We start from the raw sequence: 17,324 nt of genomic DNA on the forward strand, positions 1-17,324 counted from the left end.
ATTACTGCTGGTGAATCGGCGCGCCCTGCCCGTGCTTGGTCGCTTCCCGGCTGTTGCCATAACGGGAAATGTCCAGGCCTTCGGCACTGATCTGCGGTTTCTTGCGCGCAATCAGGTCGGCCAGCAGGCGACCAGAACCGCACGCCATGGTCCAGCCCAGGGTACCGTGACCGGTGTTCAGGAACAGGTTGCGGAACGCCGTGGCACCAACAATCGGTGTGCCGTCCGGGGTCGCCGGACGCAGCCCGGTCCAGAAGCTGGCCTGGCTCAGGTCACCGCCGCGAGGATAAAGGTCGTTGACGATCATCTCCAGCGTTTCGCGCCGACGCGGGTTCAGCGACAGGTCAAAACCGGCGATTTCAGCCATGCCGCCAACACGGATACGGTTGTCGAAACGGGTGATCGCGACCTTGTAGGTCTCGTCCAGAATGGTCGAGGTCGGGGCCATGTCGCCGTTGGTGATCGGCACGGTCAGCGAGTAACCCTTCAGCGGGTAAACCGGGGCCTTGATACCCAGCGGCTTGAGCATCTGCGGCGAGTAGCTGCCCAGCGCCAGCACGTAGCGGTCGGCGGTTTCCAGCTTGCCGTCGATCCACACGCCATTGATGCGATCGCCGGCGAAGTCCAGGCGTTGGATGTCCTGGCCAAAACGGAACTCCACACCCAGCTTGATGGCCATGTCGGCGAGCTTGGTGGTGAACATCTGGCAGTCACCGGTCTGGTCGTTAGGCAGGCGCAGGGCACCGGCCAGAATGTCCTTCACGCCAGCCAGGGCCGGTTCGACGCGGGCAATACCGTCGCGGTCCAGCAGTTCGTAAGGCACGCCAGACTGCTCGAGCACGGCAATGTCCTTGGCCGCGGCATCCACTTGGGCCTGGGTGCGGAACAGCTGGGTGGTACCCAGGGAGCGGCTTTCGTAGGCAATGCCGGTTTCGGCGCGCAGTTCGTCAAGGCAGTCGCGGCTGTACTCGGACAGGCGCACCATGCGCTCCTTGTTTACCGCGTAACGGCTGGCGGTGCAGTTGCGCAGCATCTGCGCCATCCACAGGTACTGGTCGACGTCGCCGGTGAGCTTGATGGCCAAGGGGGCGTGGCGCTCGAGCAGCCACTTGATGGCCTTCAGCGGCACGCCTGGGGCGGCCCAGGGCGAGGCATAGCCGGGCGAGATCTGGCCTGCGTTGGCAAAACTGGTTTCCATGGCCACCGCCGGCTGGCGGTCGACCACCGTCACTTCAAAACCTTGCCGGGCCAGGTAATAGGCACTGGCGGTTCCGATTACACCGCTACCAAGTACCAGAACTCGCATCGTTATATCCCTCACACGCGGCACGCCGCAGACTTTTATTGATATGGCATGAATGGGCGCAGTATAGGAATTTGAGACCAGTGCAATTCACTATATAAAAGCCTATTATTGGCGAGAATTCTCGGCAAAATCGCCTTTCACGGAGGGGCATCCCCTATGAGAACCCAGCACCAGAGCAAGCGTGAACTGGACAAGATCGACCGTAACATCCTGCGGATCTTGCAGAATGACGGGCGTATTTCCTTCACCGAACTGGGCGAGAAAGTTGGGCTGTCCACCACCCCTTGCACCGAGCGGGTTCGCCGTCTGGAGCGCGAGGGCATCATCATGGGCTACAACGCCCGCCTGAACCCGCAGCACCTCAAGGGCAGCCTGCTGGTGTTCGTGGAAATCAGCCTGGACTACAAGTCGGGCGACACCTTCGAAGAGTTCCGCCGCGCGGTGTTGAAGCTGCCCCACGTGCTGGAATGCCACCTGGTGTCAGGTGACTTCGACTACCTGGTGAAGGCGCGCATTTCGGAAATGGCGTCGTACCGCAAGCTGCTTGGCGACATTCTGCTGAAGCTGCCGCATGTGCGCGAATCGAAGAGCTACATCGTGATGGAAGAGGTGAAAGAAAGCCTCTGCCTGCCGATCCCGGACTGAGACTAGACCAGCACCTGCCGGGTGGTGGCGATGAACTGGTGCACGAGTTGCTCGGCTGCGGGCTCGATCATCGGCTCAGGGCCACGGCCACGCGGGCAGGCCATGCGTGGTGTGGTGCCAAACAGGCGGCAGATCATGGGGCGCTCTTCATACACCGTGCAACCGTTGGGGCCCAGGTGCACGCAGTCCAGGCGCTCGAGAGCGGCTTCCTGCTCGGCCTGGGACTTGCGCGGCAGGCGGGCCATTTCTTCCGTCGACGTGGTGACCGGGCCGCAGCAATCGTGGCAGCCGGGCTCGCACTCGAACGAGGGGATGAGTTCGCGCAGGAAGTGGATCTTGTGACGGTTGCAGGACATGGGCAAGTACAAAGCTGATTGATAAGTTGGATTATAAGCCCATTCGCGGGCTTGCCCGCGAACGAGGGCGCAGCCCTCGCCTTGTTGCCCACTACCCCACCCCGACTTATCCTCCTCCCCTAGCCCACCAGCCTCAGGACCAAGCCCATGATCCACAGCGCGCAGCACGCCGCCTCCTATTACGCCGCCAGCAGCGCGCCACACCCTGACTACTCCTTCCTGCAAGGCGAGCACAGTGCCGATGTCTGCATCGTCGGCGGCGGCTACTCGGGGCTGAACACCGCCATCGAGCTGGCCGAACGCGGCTTGTCGGTCATCCTGCTGGAAGCGCGCAAACTTGGCTGGGGCGCCAGCGGGCGGAATGGCGGGCAGTTGATCCGCGGCGTCGGCCACGGCCTGGAACAGTTTCTGCCGGTGATTGGCGAGGAAGGCGTGCGCAGCATGATGCTGATGGGCCTGGAGGCCGTGCAGATCGTGCGCGAGCGGGTAGAGAAACATGCCATCGCCTGCGACCTGACCTGGGGCTACTGCGACCTGGCCAACAAGCCGGCCGAGCTGCTGGGCTTTGCCGAAGACGCCGAAGAACTGCGCAGCCTGGGCTATGCGCATGAGCTGCGGCTGGTCGGCAAGGACGATATCCACAGCGTGGTCGGCGCCGACTGCTATGTGGGCGGCCTGGTCGACATGGGCTCCGGCCACCTGCACCCGCTCAACCTGGCCTTGGGTGAAGCGGCGGTGGCCAGCCGGCTGGGCGTGAAGCTGTTCGAGCAGTCCGAGGTTACCCGCGTCGACTATGGCCCCGAGGTGCAAGTGCATACCGCCCAGGGCCGGGTACGCGCCAAGACCTTGGTGCTGTGCTGCAACGCCTACCTCAACGGCCTCAACCGCGAGCTGGGCGGCAAGGTGCTGCCGGCCGGCAGCTACATCATCGCCACCGAACCGCTAGGCGAAGAACGCGCCCGCGCTTTACTGCCGCAGAACATGGCGGTGTGTGACCAGCGCGTGGCGCTGGATTACTACCGGCTGTCTGCCGACCACCGCCTGCTGTTTGGCGGTGCCTGCCACTATTCAGGCCGCGACCCGAAAGATATCGCCGCCTACATGCGGCCGAAGATGCTCAAGGTGTTCCCGCAGCTGGCCGACGTGCGCATCGACTATCAGTGGGGCGGCATGATCGGCATCGGCGCCAACCGCCTGCCGCAGGTTGGCCGCTTGGCCAGCCAGCCGAACGTGTATTACGCCCAGGCCTATTCAGGCCATGGGCTCAACGCCACCCACCTGGCCGCGCGCCTGCTGGGCGAGGCAATCAGTGGCCAGGCAAGCGGGCGTTTCGACCTGTTCGCCAACGTGCCGCATATCACCTTCCCCGGCGGCAAGCACCTGCGCTCGCCACTGCTGGCGCTGGGCATGCTGTGGCACAGGCTTAAAGAGTTGATCTGAAAACTGACGCGGTCGGTGTAGGAGCGGCCGCGCAGCGTCTCGTTGTTAGTCTTTCCAGAAGGGTTTACGTCCCTCTGTACGGGCCTGCTCCCAGCTCAGCCCGACATCGCGCAACTCGTCATCCGTCAGCTGCAACAGCGCCCTGCGGGTATGCCAGCGATGCAGCATCAGCCCCCAACGCCCAAGCCCTTGCGGCGCGTTGAATACCTTGGCCTGCTGCCCGGCTTCCAGTTCACTGGCCATCAGTTGCAAGCGCACATCGCTCATGCCGCCCATCACCGCACCCTCTCGTTCAGTTGATACCGTGGAGAAAGGATGCGCGTCGGCACCATCGACAATACAGAGCCAATACAGCCTTATTATTCCCATACAGAATTGGCCGTTGGCCGACTGAATGCTGTATTTTCAGCCCAACTGTACCGGTCGCTATGCCAATGCAGCGCAGGAGTATGCCGTGACCCTCTACCTGAACCTGGCCGAACTGCTCGGCGCCCGTATCGAGCAAGGCCTGTATCGCCCTGGCCAGCGCCTGCCCTCTGTGCGCGCCCTGAGCGTGGAACACGGGGTCAGCCTGAGCACCGTGCAACAGGCCTATCGCATGCTGGAAGACAGCGGCATGGTCTCGCCCCGGCCCAAATCCGGCTACTTCGTCAGCGACCACCGCCAGCTGCCAGCGCTGCCCGCCGTCAGCCGCCCGGCCCAGCGCCCGGTGGATATTTCGCAATGGGAGCAGGTGCTGGAGCTCATCCGCAGCACGCCGCGCCAGGATGTGGTCCAGCTCGGCCGTGGCATGCCCGACATCAACACCCCTACCCTGAAGCCCCTGCTGCGCAGCCTGGCTCAGTTAAGTCGGCGGCAGGACATGCCCGGCCTGTATTACGACAACATCCACGGTAACCTGGCCCTGCGTGAGCAGGTTGCGCGGTTGATGCTGGACTCCGGCTGCCGCCTGAGCCCGGCCGACCTGGTCGTGACCACCGGCTGCCACGAGGCGCTGTCGTGCAGCATTCGCGCGGTCTGCGAGCCAGGCGACATCGTCGCAGTCGACTCGCCCAGCTTCCACGGCGCCATGCAAACCCTCAAGGGCCTGGGCATGAAGGCGCTGGAAATTCCCACCGACCCGCTGACCGGCATCAGCCTGGAGGCGCTGGAACTGGCCCTGGAGCAGTGGCCGATCAAGCTCATCCAGATCACCCCCAACTGCAACAACCCGCTCGGCTACATCATGCCCGAGGCCCGAAAGAAGGCCCTCCTTAGCTTGGCGCAGCGCTACGACGTGGCGATTCTGGAGGACGATGTGTACGGCGACCTGGCCTACACCTACCCGCGTCCGCGGACTATCAAGTCGTTCGACGACGATGGACGCGTGCTGTTCTGCAGCTCATTTTCCAAGACCCTCGCCCCCGGCCTGCGGGTGGGCTGGGTGGCGCCCGGGCGCTACCTGGAGCGGGTGCTGCACATGAAGTACATCAGCACCGGCAGCAGCGCCAGCCAGCCGCAGCTGGCCATCGCCGACTTCATCGCCGGCGGCCACTACCAGCCCCACGTGCGGCGCATGCGTAGCCAGTACCAGCGTGGCCGCGACCTGATGAGCGAATGGGTAACCCGCTACTTTCCAACAGGCACCCGGGTCAGCCGCCCCCAAGGTGGCTTCATGCTGTGGGTAGAATTACCCGAACATTTCGATACGCTGCGCTTGAACCGGGCTTTACTGGAGCAAGGTGTGCAAGTTGCCGTGGGCAGCATCTTCTCGGCCTCGGGCAAGTTTCGCCACTGCCTGCGCATGAACTTCGCCGCGCGGCCGACGCCTCAGATCGAGGCCGCTGTGCGCAAGGTAGGTGAAACCGCCCTTCGTCTACTGGATGAAGAAAGCGCCGACGCGTAACTTTGCGCCGCCCGCCACGGTCCAACCCCAAAGCCCTTGCTGCACAGGACGGTCCACCCTTGAGACTCCAGCACGCCTTGCCCCTGCTGCTGGTGCTGCTGCTCGGCCTTGCCGGCTGCACCAGCGTCAGCGCGCCCCGCGAAACCAGCCAGGCGCTGCCCGCCCATGACTCCGCCTTTGGCCGCTCGGTGCTGCGCCAGGCCGCGCCTTACGGCGGCCGCTCGGGCTTTCGCCTGCTGCCCAACAGCAATGAAGCGTTCCGCGCCCGTGCCGAACTGATCCGTAACGCCCAGGCGAGCATCGACCTGCAGTACTACATCGTCCACGACGGCCTCAGCACCCGCGCCCTGGTGCATGAATTGCTGCGTGCAGCCGACCGTGGCGTGCGTGTGCGCATCCTGCTGGACGACACCACCAGCGACGGCCTGGACACCATCATGGGCACCCTCGATGCCCACCCCAACATCCAGATCCGCGTGTTCAACCCGCTGCACCTGGGCCGCAGCACTGGCGTGACCCGCGCCATGGGCCGGCTGTTCAACCTGTCGCGCCAGCACCGGCGCATGCACAACAAGCTGTTCCTGGTGGACAACAGCATGGCGATTGTCGGCGGGCGTAACCTGGGCGACGAGTATTTCGATGCCGAGCCCAACCTCAACTTCACCGACATCGACCTGCTGGGTATTGGCCCGGTGGCCGAGCAGCTGGGGCACAGTTTCGACCAGTACTGGAACAGCGCCCTCAGCCGGCCGATCGCCGACTTCCTCTGGCGCGACCCGAATGCCAACGACCTGCGTGCCAGCCGCCATCGCCTGGAAGTGTCGCTGGCCGAAGCCAGGACCCAACGCAAAGCCCTGTACGACCGCCTGATGGCCTACCAGTCGCAGCCTCGCCTGGACGTGTGGCGCAACGAGCTGATCTGGGCCCACGCCCAAGTGCTGTGGGATGCACCCAACAAGGTGCTGGCCGACAACGAACCGGACCCACAGCTGCTGTTGAGCCAGCAACTGGCACCGGACCTGGCCAACGTGCACCGCGAACTGATCCTGGCATCGGCCTACTTTGTGCCGGGCGAACCGGGCCTGCTGTACCTGACCGGCCGCGCCGACGCTGGCGTTTCGGTGAAGCTGCTGACCAACTCGCTGGAAGCCACCGACGTGCCGGCCGTGCATGGCGGCTATGCGCCCTATCGCCGGGCCTTGCTGGAGCACGGGGTGCAGCTTTTTGAGCTTCGCCGGCAGCCAGGCGACCCAAGCGCGGGGCGGTTGAGTTTTCGTGGCAGTTCGGATTCGAGCCTGCACACCAAGGCGATCGTATTCGACCGGCGCAAGACCTTCATCGGCTCGTTCAACTTCGACCCGCGTTCAGTGCTGTGGAACACCGAGGTTGGAGTGCTGGTGGACAGCCCGGAGCTGGCGGAGTACACCCGCGAGCTGGCCCAACAGGGTATGGCGCCTGCGTTGAGTTACCAGGTGAAGCTGGTGGGGGGCAAGCTGGTGTGGGCGACCGAGGACAATGGCAAGCGGCACGTGCTGACGTCTGAACCGGGTGGGATGTGGCGGCGGTTCAATGCGTGGATCAGCAAGGCGGTTGGCTTGGAGAAGATGTTGTAGCCGCTATCGTTGGGGCTGCTTCGCAGCCCATCGCGACACAAGGCCGCTCCCACAAGGGTACGGTGTACACCGATCAATCTGGGAGCGGCCTTGCGTCGCGAAAGGGCCGCAAAGCGGCCCCAAAATCCATCAGGCAGAAACCGGTTCAAACGCCCCACGCCGCTGGGTCAACACCACCAGCCCCGCAGCCCCCGCCGCCATCAGCCACAGCAGCGCGTGCCCGCTGACCCACTGGCTCCCCGCCCCCGCCAACAGTGGCCCGAGCAGGCAACCAATACCCCACAGCTGCGCAACATGGGCGTTGGCCCGCACCAGCGCGTCATCCCGGTAGCGCTCGCCAATCAGTACCAGCGACAAGGTGAACAAGCCCCCTGCGCTGGCCCCGAACAATACCCACAACGGCCAGATCACCGGGGTATGCAGCATGAGTGGAATCGCCAGGCTGGACACCAGCAGGGTCACCGCGCAGCCGGTGAACAGGGTGCGGCGCGACATATGGTCGGCCAACGCCCCGATGGGCAGTTGCAACACCGCATCACCCACCACCACGGTACTGACCATGAACAGGGCAATCTCGGTGGTAAAGCCCTGCTGCAGGCAATACACCGGCAGCAAAGTCAGGATCATCGCCTCGAACGAAGCGAACAGGGCAATGGCCCAGGCGATCACCGGCAAACGACGGCAAAAACGAAACAGGTCGCCGAAGGTCACGTTGCACGCTTCCGTGCTCGGTGCACCGCCTCGCCCCAGCAGGATCAGCGGCGCGACCAGCAGCAGGCCCGTCGCAGCCCAGAAACCGAAATCGTCATCAGAGCCGAGAAAGCCCAGTACCAGTGGCCCGGCCAGCTGGCTCAACGCGTAGCTGCTACCGTACAGCGCCACCAGGCGACCACGCCATTGCTCGACCACCAGCTGGTTGATCCAGCTTTCGCCCAGGATGAACACCACGGTCAGGGACATGCCGATCATCAGCCGCAGCAGCAGCCACAGCGGGTAACTAGGCAACAGGGCCAGCAGGCCGATCGATAGCGCCCCACCCCACAGGCACAGGCGCATCGCAGAAGGTACGCCAACCCAGCCGGCCAGGCGGCTGGCCAGGCTGGCACCGGCCAGCACACCCAGCGCCGGCATCGCCGCCATCACGCCGATGGCAAAGCTGCCGTAGCCCCAAGCCTCCAGGCGCAGGGACACCAGCGGCATGCTCACGCCGAGCGCCAGCCCGACACTCAGCACCGATGCCAGTACGGCGAAGTAGGTACCCCAACGCATTGCAGCCTCCCAGGCAGAATTCGTGAACAGCAAAAACGACGAAGCCGGGTCAGCGTGAGCCGACCCGGCTATTGTTGGGGCTGCTGTGCAGCCCATCGCCGGCAAGCCAGGCTCCCACAGGTATAACGGAGGCCTTGAGGGCTGCGAAAAACCTGCGGGAGCTGGCTTGCCGGCGATTGGGCCGCAACGCGGCCCCCTGGAGTTACAGCTTGATCCAGGTCGCCTTCAGCTCGGTGTATTTCTCCAGCGCATGCAGCGACTTGTCACGGCCGTTGCCCGACTGCTTGAAGCCACCGAACGGTGCGGTCATGTCGCCACCGTCGTACTGGTTGACCCAGACGCTGCCAGCGCGCACGGCACGGGCGGTCTTGTGGGCCTTGGAAATGTCCGACGTCCAGATGCCAGCCGCCAGGCCATAGGGCGTGTCGTTGGCAATGGCGATGGCTTCTTCGGCAGTGTCGAAGGCAATCACCGACAGCACTGGGCCGAAGATCTCTTCCTGGGCGATGCGCATGGCGTTGGTCACGCCGTCGAAGATGGTCGGCTCGACATACGTGCCGCCAGTCTCTTCCAGGGTGCGCTTGCCGCCGGCCAGCAGCTTGGCGCCGTCCTTGTGGCCAGCCTCGATGTACGACAGCACGGTGTTCATCTGCTGGGTGTCGACCAGGGCACCGACCGTGGTCTGTGGGTCCAGCGGGTTGCCTGGCTTCCAGCCTTTGAGGGCTTCGACCACCATTGGCAGGAACTTGTCCTTGATCGAACGCTCGACCAGCAGGCGCGAGCCTGCGGTGCACACTTCGCCTTGGTTGAAGGCGATGGCGCTGGCAGCGGCCTCGGCGGCAGCTTGCAGGTCCGGCGCGTCGGCAAAGACGATGTTCGGGCTCTTGCCGCCGGCTTCCAGCCAGATGCGTTTCATGTTCGATTCGCCCGCGTACACCATCAGCTGCTTGGCGATCTTGGTCGAGCCGGTGAACACCAGGGTATCAACGTCCATGTGCAGGGCCAGGGCCTTGCCTACGGTGTGGCCGTAGCCTGGCAGCACGTTCAGCACGCCAGCCGGGATACCGGCTTCAATGGCCAGCTGAGCGATGCGGATGGCGGTCAGCGGGGATTTTTCGGACGGCTTGAGCACCACCGAGTTACCGGTGGCCAACGCCGGGCCGAGTTTCCAGCAGGCCATCAGCAGCGGGAAGTTCCACGGTACGATTGCACCCACCACACCCACGGGTTCGCGGGTCACCAGGCCGAGCTGGTCGTGCGGGGTCGGGGCAACTTCGTCGTAGACCTTGTCGATGGCTTCGGCAGTCCAGTGAATGGCCTGGGCCGCACCCGGGATGTCGATGCTGGAGGAGTCGCCGATCGGCTTGCCCATGTCCAGGGTTTCCAGCAGCGCCAGCTCTTCAACATTCTTGCGCAGCAGGTCGGCAAAGCGGATCAGCTTGGCCTTGCGCTTGGCCGGGGCCAGTTGCGACCACACGCCGGCGTTGAAGGTGGCGCGGGCGTTTTCCACAGCGCGGTTGGCATCGGCCAGGTCGCAGCTGGCAACCTTGGCCAGGAAGCGTCCGTCGACCGGGCTCAGGCACTCGAAGGTTTCACCGGATGCGGCATCGGTGTATTCGCCGTTGATGAAGGCGCGGCCTTCAATCTTCAGTTGCTGGGCACGCTGTTCCCAGTCCGCACGGGTCAGGGTAGTCATACGAAACTCCTCCTCTTGTTTAGGTGCAACGCCGCACTGAGGACTCACAGGCGTTGTCAGAATTCTGGCCGGGCGACGAGCGCACACTGGCAAGCGATACCCTAAACCAGCCGGTGTAAACTATCAATATATTTGACACGAAAGGCTCAAACGCCTACTGATGTTCATTTTATTAAACAAAAACAGGAGCCGCACCATGAGAATCGACAGCATCATCGACTTCGCGCAGATCATCACCGAGGCCGAACGCTACCGCCCGGCGGCGGAAAAAATCCTCAAGGGCGAGCCAGACCAAGCGGTCTATAACCACTACTCCAGCCCTTGCGGGCAGTTTGCCGCAGGCGTTTGGGAAGGTGAGGTGGGGCAGTGGACGGTGAACTACACCGAGCACGAGTACTGCGAGATCGTCCAGGGCGTTTCGGTGCTGCGCGACCAGGACGGCGGGGCCAAGACCCTGCGGGCCGGTGATCGGTTTGTCATCCCTGCCGGGTTCAAGGGCACTTGGGAAGTACTCGAGCCTTGCCGCAAGATCTATGTGATGTTCGAGCAGAAGTAAGGCACCGGACAGGCATAAAAAAACCCGCGTCCTCTCGGATGCGGGTTTTTTTCAGGTCGCCGATCAATTACTTGATCTTGGCTTCCTTGTACACCACGTGCTTGCGAACAACCGGATCATATTTCTTGATCTCGATTTTGTCCGGGGTGGTGCGCTTGTTCTTGTCGGTGGTGTAGAAGTGGCCGGTACCGGCACTCGAAACCAGACGGATCAATTCACGCATGATGCTCTCCCTTAAACCTTGGCGCCAGCTTTACGGATGTCAACCAGAACGGCGTCGATGCCGCGCTTGTCGATGATACGCATGCCCTTGGCGGAAACGCGCAGACGCACGAAACGCTTCTCGGATTCAACCCAGAAACGGTGGTGCTGCAGGTTCGGCAGGAAACGACGACGGGTTTTGTTGTTTGCGTGGGAAATGTTGTTCCCGGTTACTGGACCCTTACCAGTAACTTGACAGACTCTCGACATGACTCAGCCCTCTAAAACCACATGCCCAACCCGGCATGGGTTGGCCGCTTAATCTCTCAGTCTTTGGCGCCTGGGCGCCGTGATTCTGGAGGTCTTATCGACCGGATCCGCTTATGCGACAGGCCGAGCCCCTAGAAAAGAGCGCTGCTTTATACCAGAAAGACTTGGCTGCAACAACAGTAGATACACATTGCCGCACGCCAGAACGCGCCGGGCCAGCATAGCGGCAGGCCCCGTCGGCCGTCGACCACTCGTCGCCACATTTGTAAAAAAGGGTGTGGTCATTTACCGACGGGCGCACTAGGGTAGGCCTTTTCCAGACTGCACTGGCAGATGGGCCACTGACAGCCAAGGAGCCACCATGCGTGCTGCCGCCCTTTCCTTATTGTTCAACTCCCTGTTCGCCGCCGGCGCGCTGTTCGCTGCCGGTGCAGCCCAGGCCGCGCCGCTGAGCGTTTGCAGCGAAGCCAGCCCTGAGGGCTTCGACGTGGTGCAGTACAACTCACTGACCACCACCAACGCCACGGCCGACGTGCTGATGAACCGCCTGGTGGAGTTCGACGCCGCGCAAGGCAAGGTGGTGCCGAGCCTGGCAACCAGCTGGACGGTGTCAGCCGACGGCCTGGTGTATGACTTTACCCTGCGCGATGACGTGAAATTCCACACCACTGCCTATTTCAAGCCAAGCCGCGCGCTGAACGCCGACGATGTGCTGTTCAGCTTCCAGCGCATGCTCTACCCCGCCCATGCCTGGCACAAGACTGCACCGGGTGGCTACCCACATGCCCAGTCGCTGCAGCTGGGCAGCCTGATCAAGGCTATCGAGGCGCCAGCGCCGAACACCGTGCGTTTTACCCTCAGCCACCCGGACGCCACGTTCCTGGCCACGCTGAGCATGGGCTTCGCCTCGATCTACTCTGCCGAATATGCAGACAAGCTGCTGAAGGCGGGCACGCCCGAGAAGCTCAACAACCAGCCGATCGGCACCGGGCCGTTCGTGTTCCAGCGTTTCCAGAAGGACGCCGTGGTACGTTACCGCGCCAACCCTGACTACTTCGCCGGCAAGCCCGCGGTCGACCCGCTGATCTTCGCCATTACCACCGATGCCAACGTGCGCCTGCAAAAGCTCAAGCGTGGCGAGTGCCAGGTGGCCTTGTCACCCAAGCCCCTGGACATTGCCGAGGCCGGCAAGGACGGCAGCCTCAAGGTGGCCACTACCCCGGCGTTCATGACAGCCTTCGTCGCCATCAACAGCCAGCACCCACCGCTGGACAAGCCGGAAGTACGCCAGGCCATCAACCTGGCCTTCGACAAACAGGCCTACCTCAAGGCCGTGTTCGAAGGCTCCGCAGTGGCCGCCAATGGCCCCTACCCGCCCAACACCTGGAGCTATGCCAAGGACCTGCCTGGCTACCCGCTGGACGTGAAGAAAGCCAAGGCCCTGCTGACCAAGGTCGGCCTGAGCGATGGTTTCAGCACCACCATCTGGACCCGCCCGTCGGGCAGCCTGCTCAACCCAAACCCCAGCCTTGGCGCGCAGATGCTGCAGGCCGACCTGGCCAAGATCGGGGTCAAGGCAGAGATCCGCGTGATCGAATGGGGCGAGCTGATCCGCCGCGCCAAAGCCGGTGAGCATGACCTGCTGTTCATGGGCTGGGCGGGTGACAACGGCGACCCGGACAACTTCCTCAGCCCGCAGTTTTCCTGTGCTGCGGTCGAGTCGGGGACCAACTTTTCCCGCTTCTGCGACAACCGCCTGGACCAGCTGATCAGCGCCGGGCGCACCACCAACGACCAGAGCGTGCGTAGCCGGTTGTATCAGCAGGCGCAGACCTTGATTCAGCAGCAGGCGCTGTGGGTACCACTGGCGCACCCGACGGCGGCGACGCTGTTGCGCCAAGGGGTTGAGGGGTACCAGGTGAGCCCGTTCGGGCGGCTGGATTTCAGCAAGGTGTCGGTTACCAAGTAAGCCTGCACCGACCTCTTCGCGGGACAAGCCCGCTCCCACAAGGTCTGCGCTGCCCTCCAATATGGCGGCGAATCTGTGGGAGCGGGCTTGTCCCGCGAAGAGGCCGGCACATGCACACCTCTAAGCGACAATCCACCCCTGCTCAACCATCGATAAGGGCTCCCCGTCACCGATGATGATGTGATCCAGCACCCGCACATCGATCAGCCCCAGCCCCCGCTTCAACGACAGGGTCAAATGCACGTCATCCTGGCTCGGCTCACTGTTCCCCGAAGGATGGTTGTGACACAGGATCAAAGCCGCCGCGTTATGCAGCAACGCCCGCCGCACCACCTCCCGCGGGTAGACACTCGCCCGATCTATCGTGCCCCTGAACAGGATTTCAAACGCCAGCGGCCTGTGCTTGGTATCCAGAAACAGGCACCCGAACACCTCACTGGCCTCATGTCGCAGCATCGCTTTCAAATAGCGCCGCACCGTTTCCGGGCTGTCCATGGCAGATTCCCGCTCAATCGATGTCGCCAGGTGTCTGCGCCCTATTTCCAGCAGCGCCTGCAACTGGCTGTACCTCACCGGGCCCAGCCCAAGCTCGCCGACGAAGGCCTCGCGGTCGGCCTCCAACAACCGGCGCAAGCTCCCGAACTTCACCAGCAGGCCTCGCGACAGCTCCACCACATTACGCCCGCGCACACCTGAACCGAGAAATACAGCCAGCAACTCCGTGTCGGTCAGGCTGCCAGCCCCACGCTGCAGCAACTTCTCCCGCGGCCTTTCTTCAGCCGGCCATTCCCTGATATTCATCCCCGCCCCCTGCCCTTGCTGCGGCCCATTTCGACCCTGTGTTAATCTATTTCGCCTCGTACATGCGACGTACTGCCGCAGGCAATCTCAAACGTCGCCGCCCGCTCTCACTGGAAAAAGGCAAGCCTATGCAGCGGCTGTATCGCAAGCGCATCGTTCTCGGCGTGGGTGGCGGCATTGCCGCCTACAAAAGCGCCGAGCTGATTCGCCGTCTCCTGGAGCACGGCGCGCAGGTGCGCGTCGTCATGACCCGTGGTGGTGCCGAGTTCATCACCCCGCTGACCCTGCAGGCGCTGTCGGGCCACCCGGTGCACATGGACCTGCTCGACCCTGCCGCCGAAGCGGCAATGGGCCATATCGAACTGGCCAAGTGGGCCGACCTGGTACTGATCGCCCCGGCCACGGCCGACCTCATGGCGCGCATGGCCCAAGGCATGGCCGACGACCTGCTGACCACCTTGGTGCTGGCCACCGACGCCACCGTCGCCGTCGCCCCGGCCATGAACCAGGCGATGTGGCGCGACCCGGCTACCCAGGCCAACCTCGAACTGCTCAAGAGCCGTGGCATCCAGGTGTTCGGCCCGGCGTCCGGCAGCCAGGCCTGTGGCGACGTGGGCCTGGGCCGCATGCTCGAAGCCACCGACCTGGCCTGGTGCGCCGCAGAAAGCTTCAAGCGCCAGGCACTGACCGGCAAGCACGTGCTGATCACCGCCGGCCCGACCCAGGAAAACATCGACCCGGTGCGCTACATCACCAATCATAGCTCCGGCAAGATGGGCTTCGCCCTGGCCGAAGCAGCCGCCGAAGCCGGGGCTCGGGTCACCCTCGTCACGGGCCCTGTGCACTTGCCAACGCCCGACCGGGTCAGCCGCATCGACGTGGTCAGCGCGCGGGACATGCTTGCGGCCTGTGAAGCGGCCATGCCGTGTGACCTGTTCATCGCCTCGGCCGCGGTCGCGGACTACCGCCCGGAAGTCGTTGCCACGCAAAAGCTGAAGAAAGATCCTACGACCGGCGACGGCATGCTGCTGCAGATGGTGCGCAATCCCGATATCCTTGCCACCATTGCTGGCCGCAGCGACCGCCCGTTCAGCGTCGGCTTCGCCGCCGAAACCGAACACCTGCTCGATTACGCCACGCGCAAGCTCAAGGACAAGAACCTCGACCTGATCGTCGCCAATGATGTGGCCAACCCCAGCATCGGCTTCAACAGCGAAGAAAACGCCTTGACCGTGATCGACCGCCAGCAGCACCAGACCCTCTTCGCGCAGACCAGCAAAGGCAAGATCGCCCGGCAACTGGTCGCCTTCATCGCCGATCGGCTCAACCAGGTTCAATAAGTTACATGCACGCTCTTCAAGCCAAGATTCTCGACCCACGCCTGGGCAGCGAATTCCCGCTGCCGACCTACGCCACCCCCGGCTCCGCCGGCCTGGACCTGCGCGCCCTGCTCAAGGAGGACACCGTCCTCGAGCCAGGCCAGACCCTGCTGATTCCTACCGGCCTGTCGATCTACATTGGCGACCCGGGGCTGGCCGCGGTAATCCTGCCGCGCTCGGGCCTGGGCCATAAGCACGGCATCGTGCTGGGCAACCTGGTCGGCCTGATCGACTCGGACTACCAGGGCGAGCTGATGGTGTCGTGCTGGAACCGTGGCAACACGCCGTTCACCATCGCCGTTGGCGAACGTATCGCCCAGCTGGTGTTGGTGCCGGTGGTGCAGGCCCATTTCGACATCGTCGAAGCGTTCGATGAAAGCCAGCGTGGCGCTGGTGGCTTTGGTCACTCCGGCAGCCACTGAGCCGGCAGATGACCGTTCAGGCCAAGGATGGCGAACTCTCTGGCGAAAGCACCGTCCAAGCGTCAGTTTGCGCCTGCCCAGACCTTTGATTATTGGAGCTACCAGAGATGAACGACATGGCCCACCTGGTCCCCGCCGCGCTACCAGACAGCATTTTCCGCGCCTATGACATTCGTGGCGTGGTCGGCAAAACCCTTCACGCCGAAACCGCCTACTGGATCGGCCGCGCCATCGGCGCGCAAAGCCTGGCCCAGGGCGAACCGCAGGTTTCGGTAGGCCGCGATGGCCGCCTGTCGGGCCCGATGCTGGTCGAACAGCTGATCAAAGGCCTGGTCGATGCCGGGTGCCAGGTCAGCGACATCGGCCTGGTGCCCACCCCGGCGCTGTACTACGCGGCCAATGTGCTGGCCGGCAAGTCGGGCGTGATGCTGACCGGCAGCCACAACCCGTCGGACTACAACGGTTTCAAGATCGTCATCGCCGGCGACACCCTGGCCAACGAACAGATCCAGGCCCTGCTGACCCGCCTGAAAACCAACGACCTGACCCTGGCCGAAGGCCGCGTGGAAAAGGTTGAGATCCTGGACCGCTATTTCCAGCAAATCGTCAGCGACGTGAAACTGGCCAGGAAGCTCAAAGTGGTGGTGGACTGTGGCAACGGCGCCGCCGGCGTGGTCGCACCGCAGCTGATCGAAGCCCTGGGCTGCGAAGTGATCCCGTTGTTCTGCGAGGTCGACGGCAACTTCCCCAACCACCACCCGGACCCGGGCAAGCCGGAAAACCTCGAAGACCTGATCGCCAAGGTCAAGGAAACCGGCGCCGACATCGGCCTGGCCTTCGACGGTGACGGCGACCGCGTCGGCGTGGTGACCAACACCGGCAGCATCGTCTACCCGGACCGCCTGCTGATGCTGTTTGCCCAGGATGTGCTGGCGCGCAACCCCGGCGCCGAAATCATCTTCGACGTCAAATGCACCCGTCGCCTGACCCCGCTGATCGAACAGCATGGCGGCCGCGCACTGATGTGGAAGACCGGCCATTCGTTGATCAAGAAGAAGATGAAACAGACCGGCTCGCTGCTGGCCGGCGAAATGAGCGGTCACATCTTCATCAAGGAACGCTGGTACGGTTTTGACGACGGCATCTACAGCGCCGCGCGCCTGCTGGAGATCCTCAGCAAGGCCGGACAGAGCGCCGAAAACCTGTTTGCCGCCTTCCCTAACGATATTTCCACGCCGGAAATCAATATTGATGTGACCGACGAGGGTAAATTCAGCATCATTGATGCACTGCAACGCGACGCCGATTGGGGCGAAGCCAGCCTGACCACCATCGATGGTGTGCGGGTTGACTATACCCACGGCTGGGGCCTGGTCCGCGCCTCCAACACCACCCCGGTGCTGGTGCTGCGCTTCGAGGCCGACAGCGACGCCGAATTGCAACGTATCAAGGATGTATTCCGTACCCAGTTGCTGCGGGTTGAGCCTGAGCTGCAACTGCCGTTCTGACCGACTAT

General features: G+C 63.4%; 16 protein-coding genes and 1 pseudogene. 9 read left to right on the forward strand and 8 right to left on the reverse strand.

The window, feature by feature from the left end; genetic code table 11:
- Position 1: 1 nt before the first annotated feature.
- Positions 2-1,306, reverse strand: coding sequence for a D-amino acid dehydrogenase (gene dadA, locus OZ911_RS28125; RefSeq protein WP_016489805.1), 1,305 nt, complete (start codon positions 1,304-1,306; stop codon positions 2-4).
- Positions 1,307-1,462: 156 nt separating this feature from the next.
- Here dadA and dadR point away from each other — a divergent pair, with 156 nt between their 5' ends.
- Positions 1,463-1,951: a transcriptional regulator DadR gene (gene dadR / locus OZ911_RS28130; protein WP_003258963.1), complete on the forward strand. Its 489-nt coding sequence runs from the start codon at positions 1,463-1,465 to the stop codon at positions 1,949-1,951.
- Between the two features lie 2 nt (positions 1,952-1,953).
- Here the strand turns inward: dadR and OZ911_RS28135 are convergent, their stop codons facing one another.
- Complete coding sequence (locus OZ911_RS28135; RefSeq protein WP_016489806.1) at positions 1,954-2,307, reverse strand: YkgJ family cysteine cluster protein; 354 nt, start codon at positions 2,305-2,307, stop codon at positions 1,954-1,956.
- A 147-nt stretch (positions 2,308-2,454) separates the two neighbouring features.
- Between OZ911_RS28135 and OZ911_RS28140 the strand changes: the two genes are divergently transcribed.
- Positions 2,455-3,747: an NAD(P)/FAD-dependent oxidoreductase gene (locus tag OZ911_RS28140; RefSeq protein WP_023048289.1), complete on the forward strand. Its 1,293-nt coding sequence runs from the start codon at positions 2,455-2,457 to the stop codon at positions 3,745-3,747.
- A 45-nt stretch (positions 3,748-3,792) separates the two neighbouring features.
- Here OZ911_RS28140 and OZ911_RS28145 read toward each other — a convergent pair whose 3' ends face one another.
- Positions 3,793-4,023: a DUF1127 domain-containing protein gene (locus tag OZ911_RS28145; RefSeq protein WP_016489808.1), complete on the reverse strand. Its 231-nt coding sequence runs from the start codon at positions 4,021-4,023 to the stop codon at positions 3,793-3,795.
- Positions 4,024-4,201: 178 nt separating this feature from the next.
- Between OZ911_RS28145 and OZ911_RS28150 the strand changes: the two genes are divergently transcribed.
- A complete protein-coding gene (locus OZ911_RS28150) occupies positions 4,202-5,632 on the forward strand; it encodes an aminotransferase-like domain-containing protein (RefSeq protein ID WP_161775551.1) in 1,431 nt (476 codons plus the stop codon).
- Positions 5,633-5,691: 59 nt separating this feature from the next.
- Positions 5,692-7,245: a phospholipase D family protein gene (locus OZ911_RS28155; RefSeq protein WP_016489810.1), complete on the forward strand. Its 1,554-nt coding sequence runs from the start codon at positions 5,692-5,694 to the stop codon at positions 7,243-7,245.
- Between the two features lie 129 nt (positions 7,246-7,374).
- Here the strand turns inward: OZ911_RS28155 and OZ911_RS28160 are convergent, their stop codons facing one another.
- Together OZ911_RS28160 and OZ911_RS28165 are read right to left on the reverse strand one after the other, a co-directional pair.
- On the reverse strand, positions 7,375-8,514 hold the full coding sequence (locus OZ911_RS28160; protein WP_016489811.1) for an MFS transporter: 1,140 nt from the start codon (positions 8,512-8,514) through the stop codon (positions 7,375-7,377).
- 202 nt (positions 8,515-8,716) lie between these two features.
- A complete protein-coding gene (locus OZ911_RS28165) occupies positions 8,717-10,210 on the reverse strand; it encodes an aldehyde dehydrogenase (RefSeq protein ID WP_016489812.1) in 1,494 nt (497 codons plus the stop codon).
- A 196-nt stretch (positions 10,211-10,406) separates the two neighbouring features.
- Here OZ911_RS28165 and OZ911_RS28170 point away from each other — a divergent pair, with 196 nt between their 5' ends.
- Positions 10,407-10,766 (forward strand): cupin domain-containing protein, encoded by a 360-nt coding sequence (locus tag OZ911_RS28170; protein ID WP_016489813.1) that lies wholly within the window; start codon positions 10,407-10,409, stop codon positions 10,764-10,766.
- Between the two features lie 67 nt (positions 10,767-10,833).
- Here the strand turns inward: OZ911_RS28170 and rpmG are convergent, their stop codons facing one another.
- Both rpmG and rpmB read right to left on the reverse strand, forming a co-directional pair.
- On the reverse strand, positions 10,834-10,989 hold the full coding sequence (rpmG, locus tag OZ911_RS28175; protein ID WP_003253507.1) for a 50S ribosomal protein L33: 156 nt from the start codon (positions 10,987-10,989) through the stop codon (positions 10,834-10,836).
- An 11-nt stretch (positions 10,990-11,000) separates the two neighbouring features.
- Positions 11,001-11,237, reverse strand: a complete 237-nt coding sequence (gene rpmB, locus OZ911_RS28180) for a 50S ribosomal protein L28 (RefSeq protein WP_003253504.1) — start codon at positions 11,235-11,237, stop codon at positions 11,001-11,003.
- A gap of 361 nt (positions 11,238-11,598) precedes the next feature.
- Between rpmB and OZ911_RS28185 the strand changes: the two genes are divergently transcribed.
- The gene (locus tag OZ911_RS28185) at positions 11,599-13,206 is read left to right on the forward strand and encodes an ABC transporter substrate-binding protein (protein ID WP_023048209.1); all 1,608 of its coding nucleotides are present in this window, start codon (positions 11,599-11,601) and stop codon (positions 13,204-13,206) included.
- Between the two features lie 120 nt (positions 13,207-13,326).
- Here the strand turns inward: OZ911_RS28185 and radC are convergent, their stop codons facing one another.
- Positions 13,327-14,007 (reverse strand): RadC family protein, encoded by a 681-nt coding sequence (gene radC, locus OZ911_RS28190; RefSeq protein ID WP_023048208.1) that lies wholly within the window; start codon positions 14,005-14,007, stop codon positions 13,327-13,329.
- A gap of 128 nt (positions 14,008-14,135) precedes the next feature.
- On the opposite strand from radC, the gene coaBC reads away from it, so the two are divergent.
- The 3 genes and pseudogenes from coaBC to OZ911_RS28205 all read left to right on the forward strand — a co-directional run.
- On the forward strand, positions 14,136-15,347 hold the full coding sequence (coaBC, locus tag OZ911_RS28195) for a bifunctional phosphopantothenoylcysteine decarboxylase/phosphopantothenate--cysteine ligase CoaBC (protein ID WP_016489816.1): 1,212 nt from the start codon (positions 14,136-14,138) through the stop codon (positions 15,345-15,347).
- 5 nt (positions 15,348-15,352) lie between these two features.
- Positions 15,353-15,808: a dUTP diphosphatase gene (gene dut, locus OZ911_RS28200; RefSeq protein WP_016712700.1), complete on the forward strand. Its 456-nt coding sequence runs from the start codon at positions 15,353-15,355 to the stop codon at positions 15,806-15,808.
- Positions 15,809-15,948: 140 nt separating this feature from the next.
- Positions 15,949-17,316: pseudogene (locus OZ911_RS28205) on the forward strand (phosphomannomutase/phosphoglucomutase); the annotation flags it as partial.
- Between the last annotated feature and the right edge of the window lie 8 nt (positions 17,317-17,324).

The sequence above is a fragment of the Pseudomonas fortuita genome, assembly GCF_026898135.2.
Classification (GTDB): domain Bacteria; phylum Pseudomonadota; class Gammaproteobacteria; order Pseudomonadales; family Pseudomonadaceae; genus Aquipseudomonas; species Aquipseudomonas fortuita.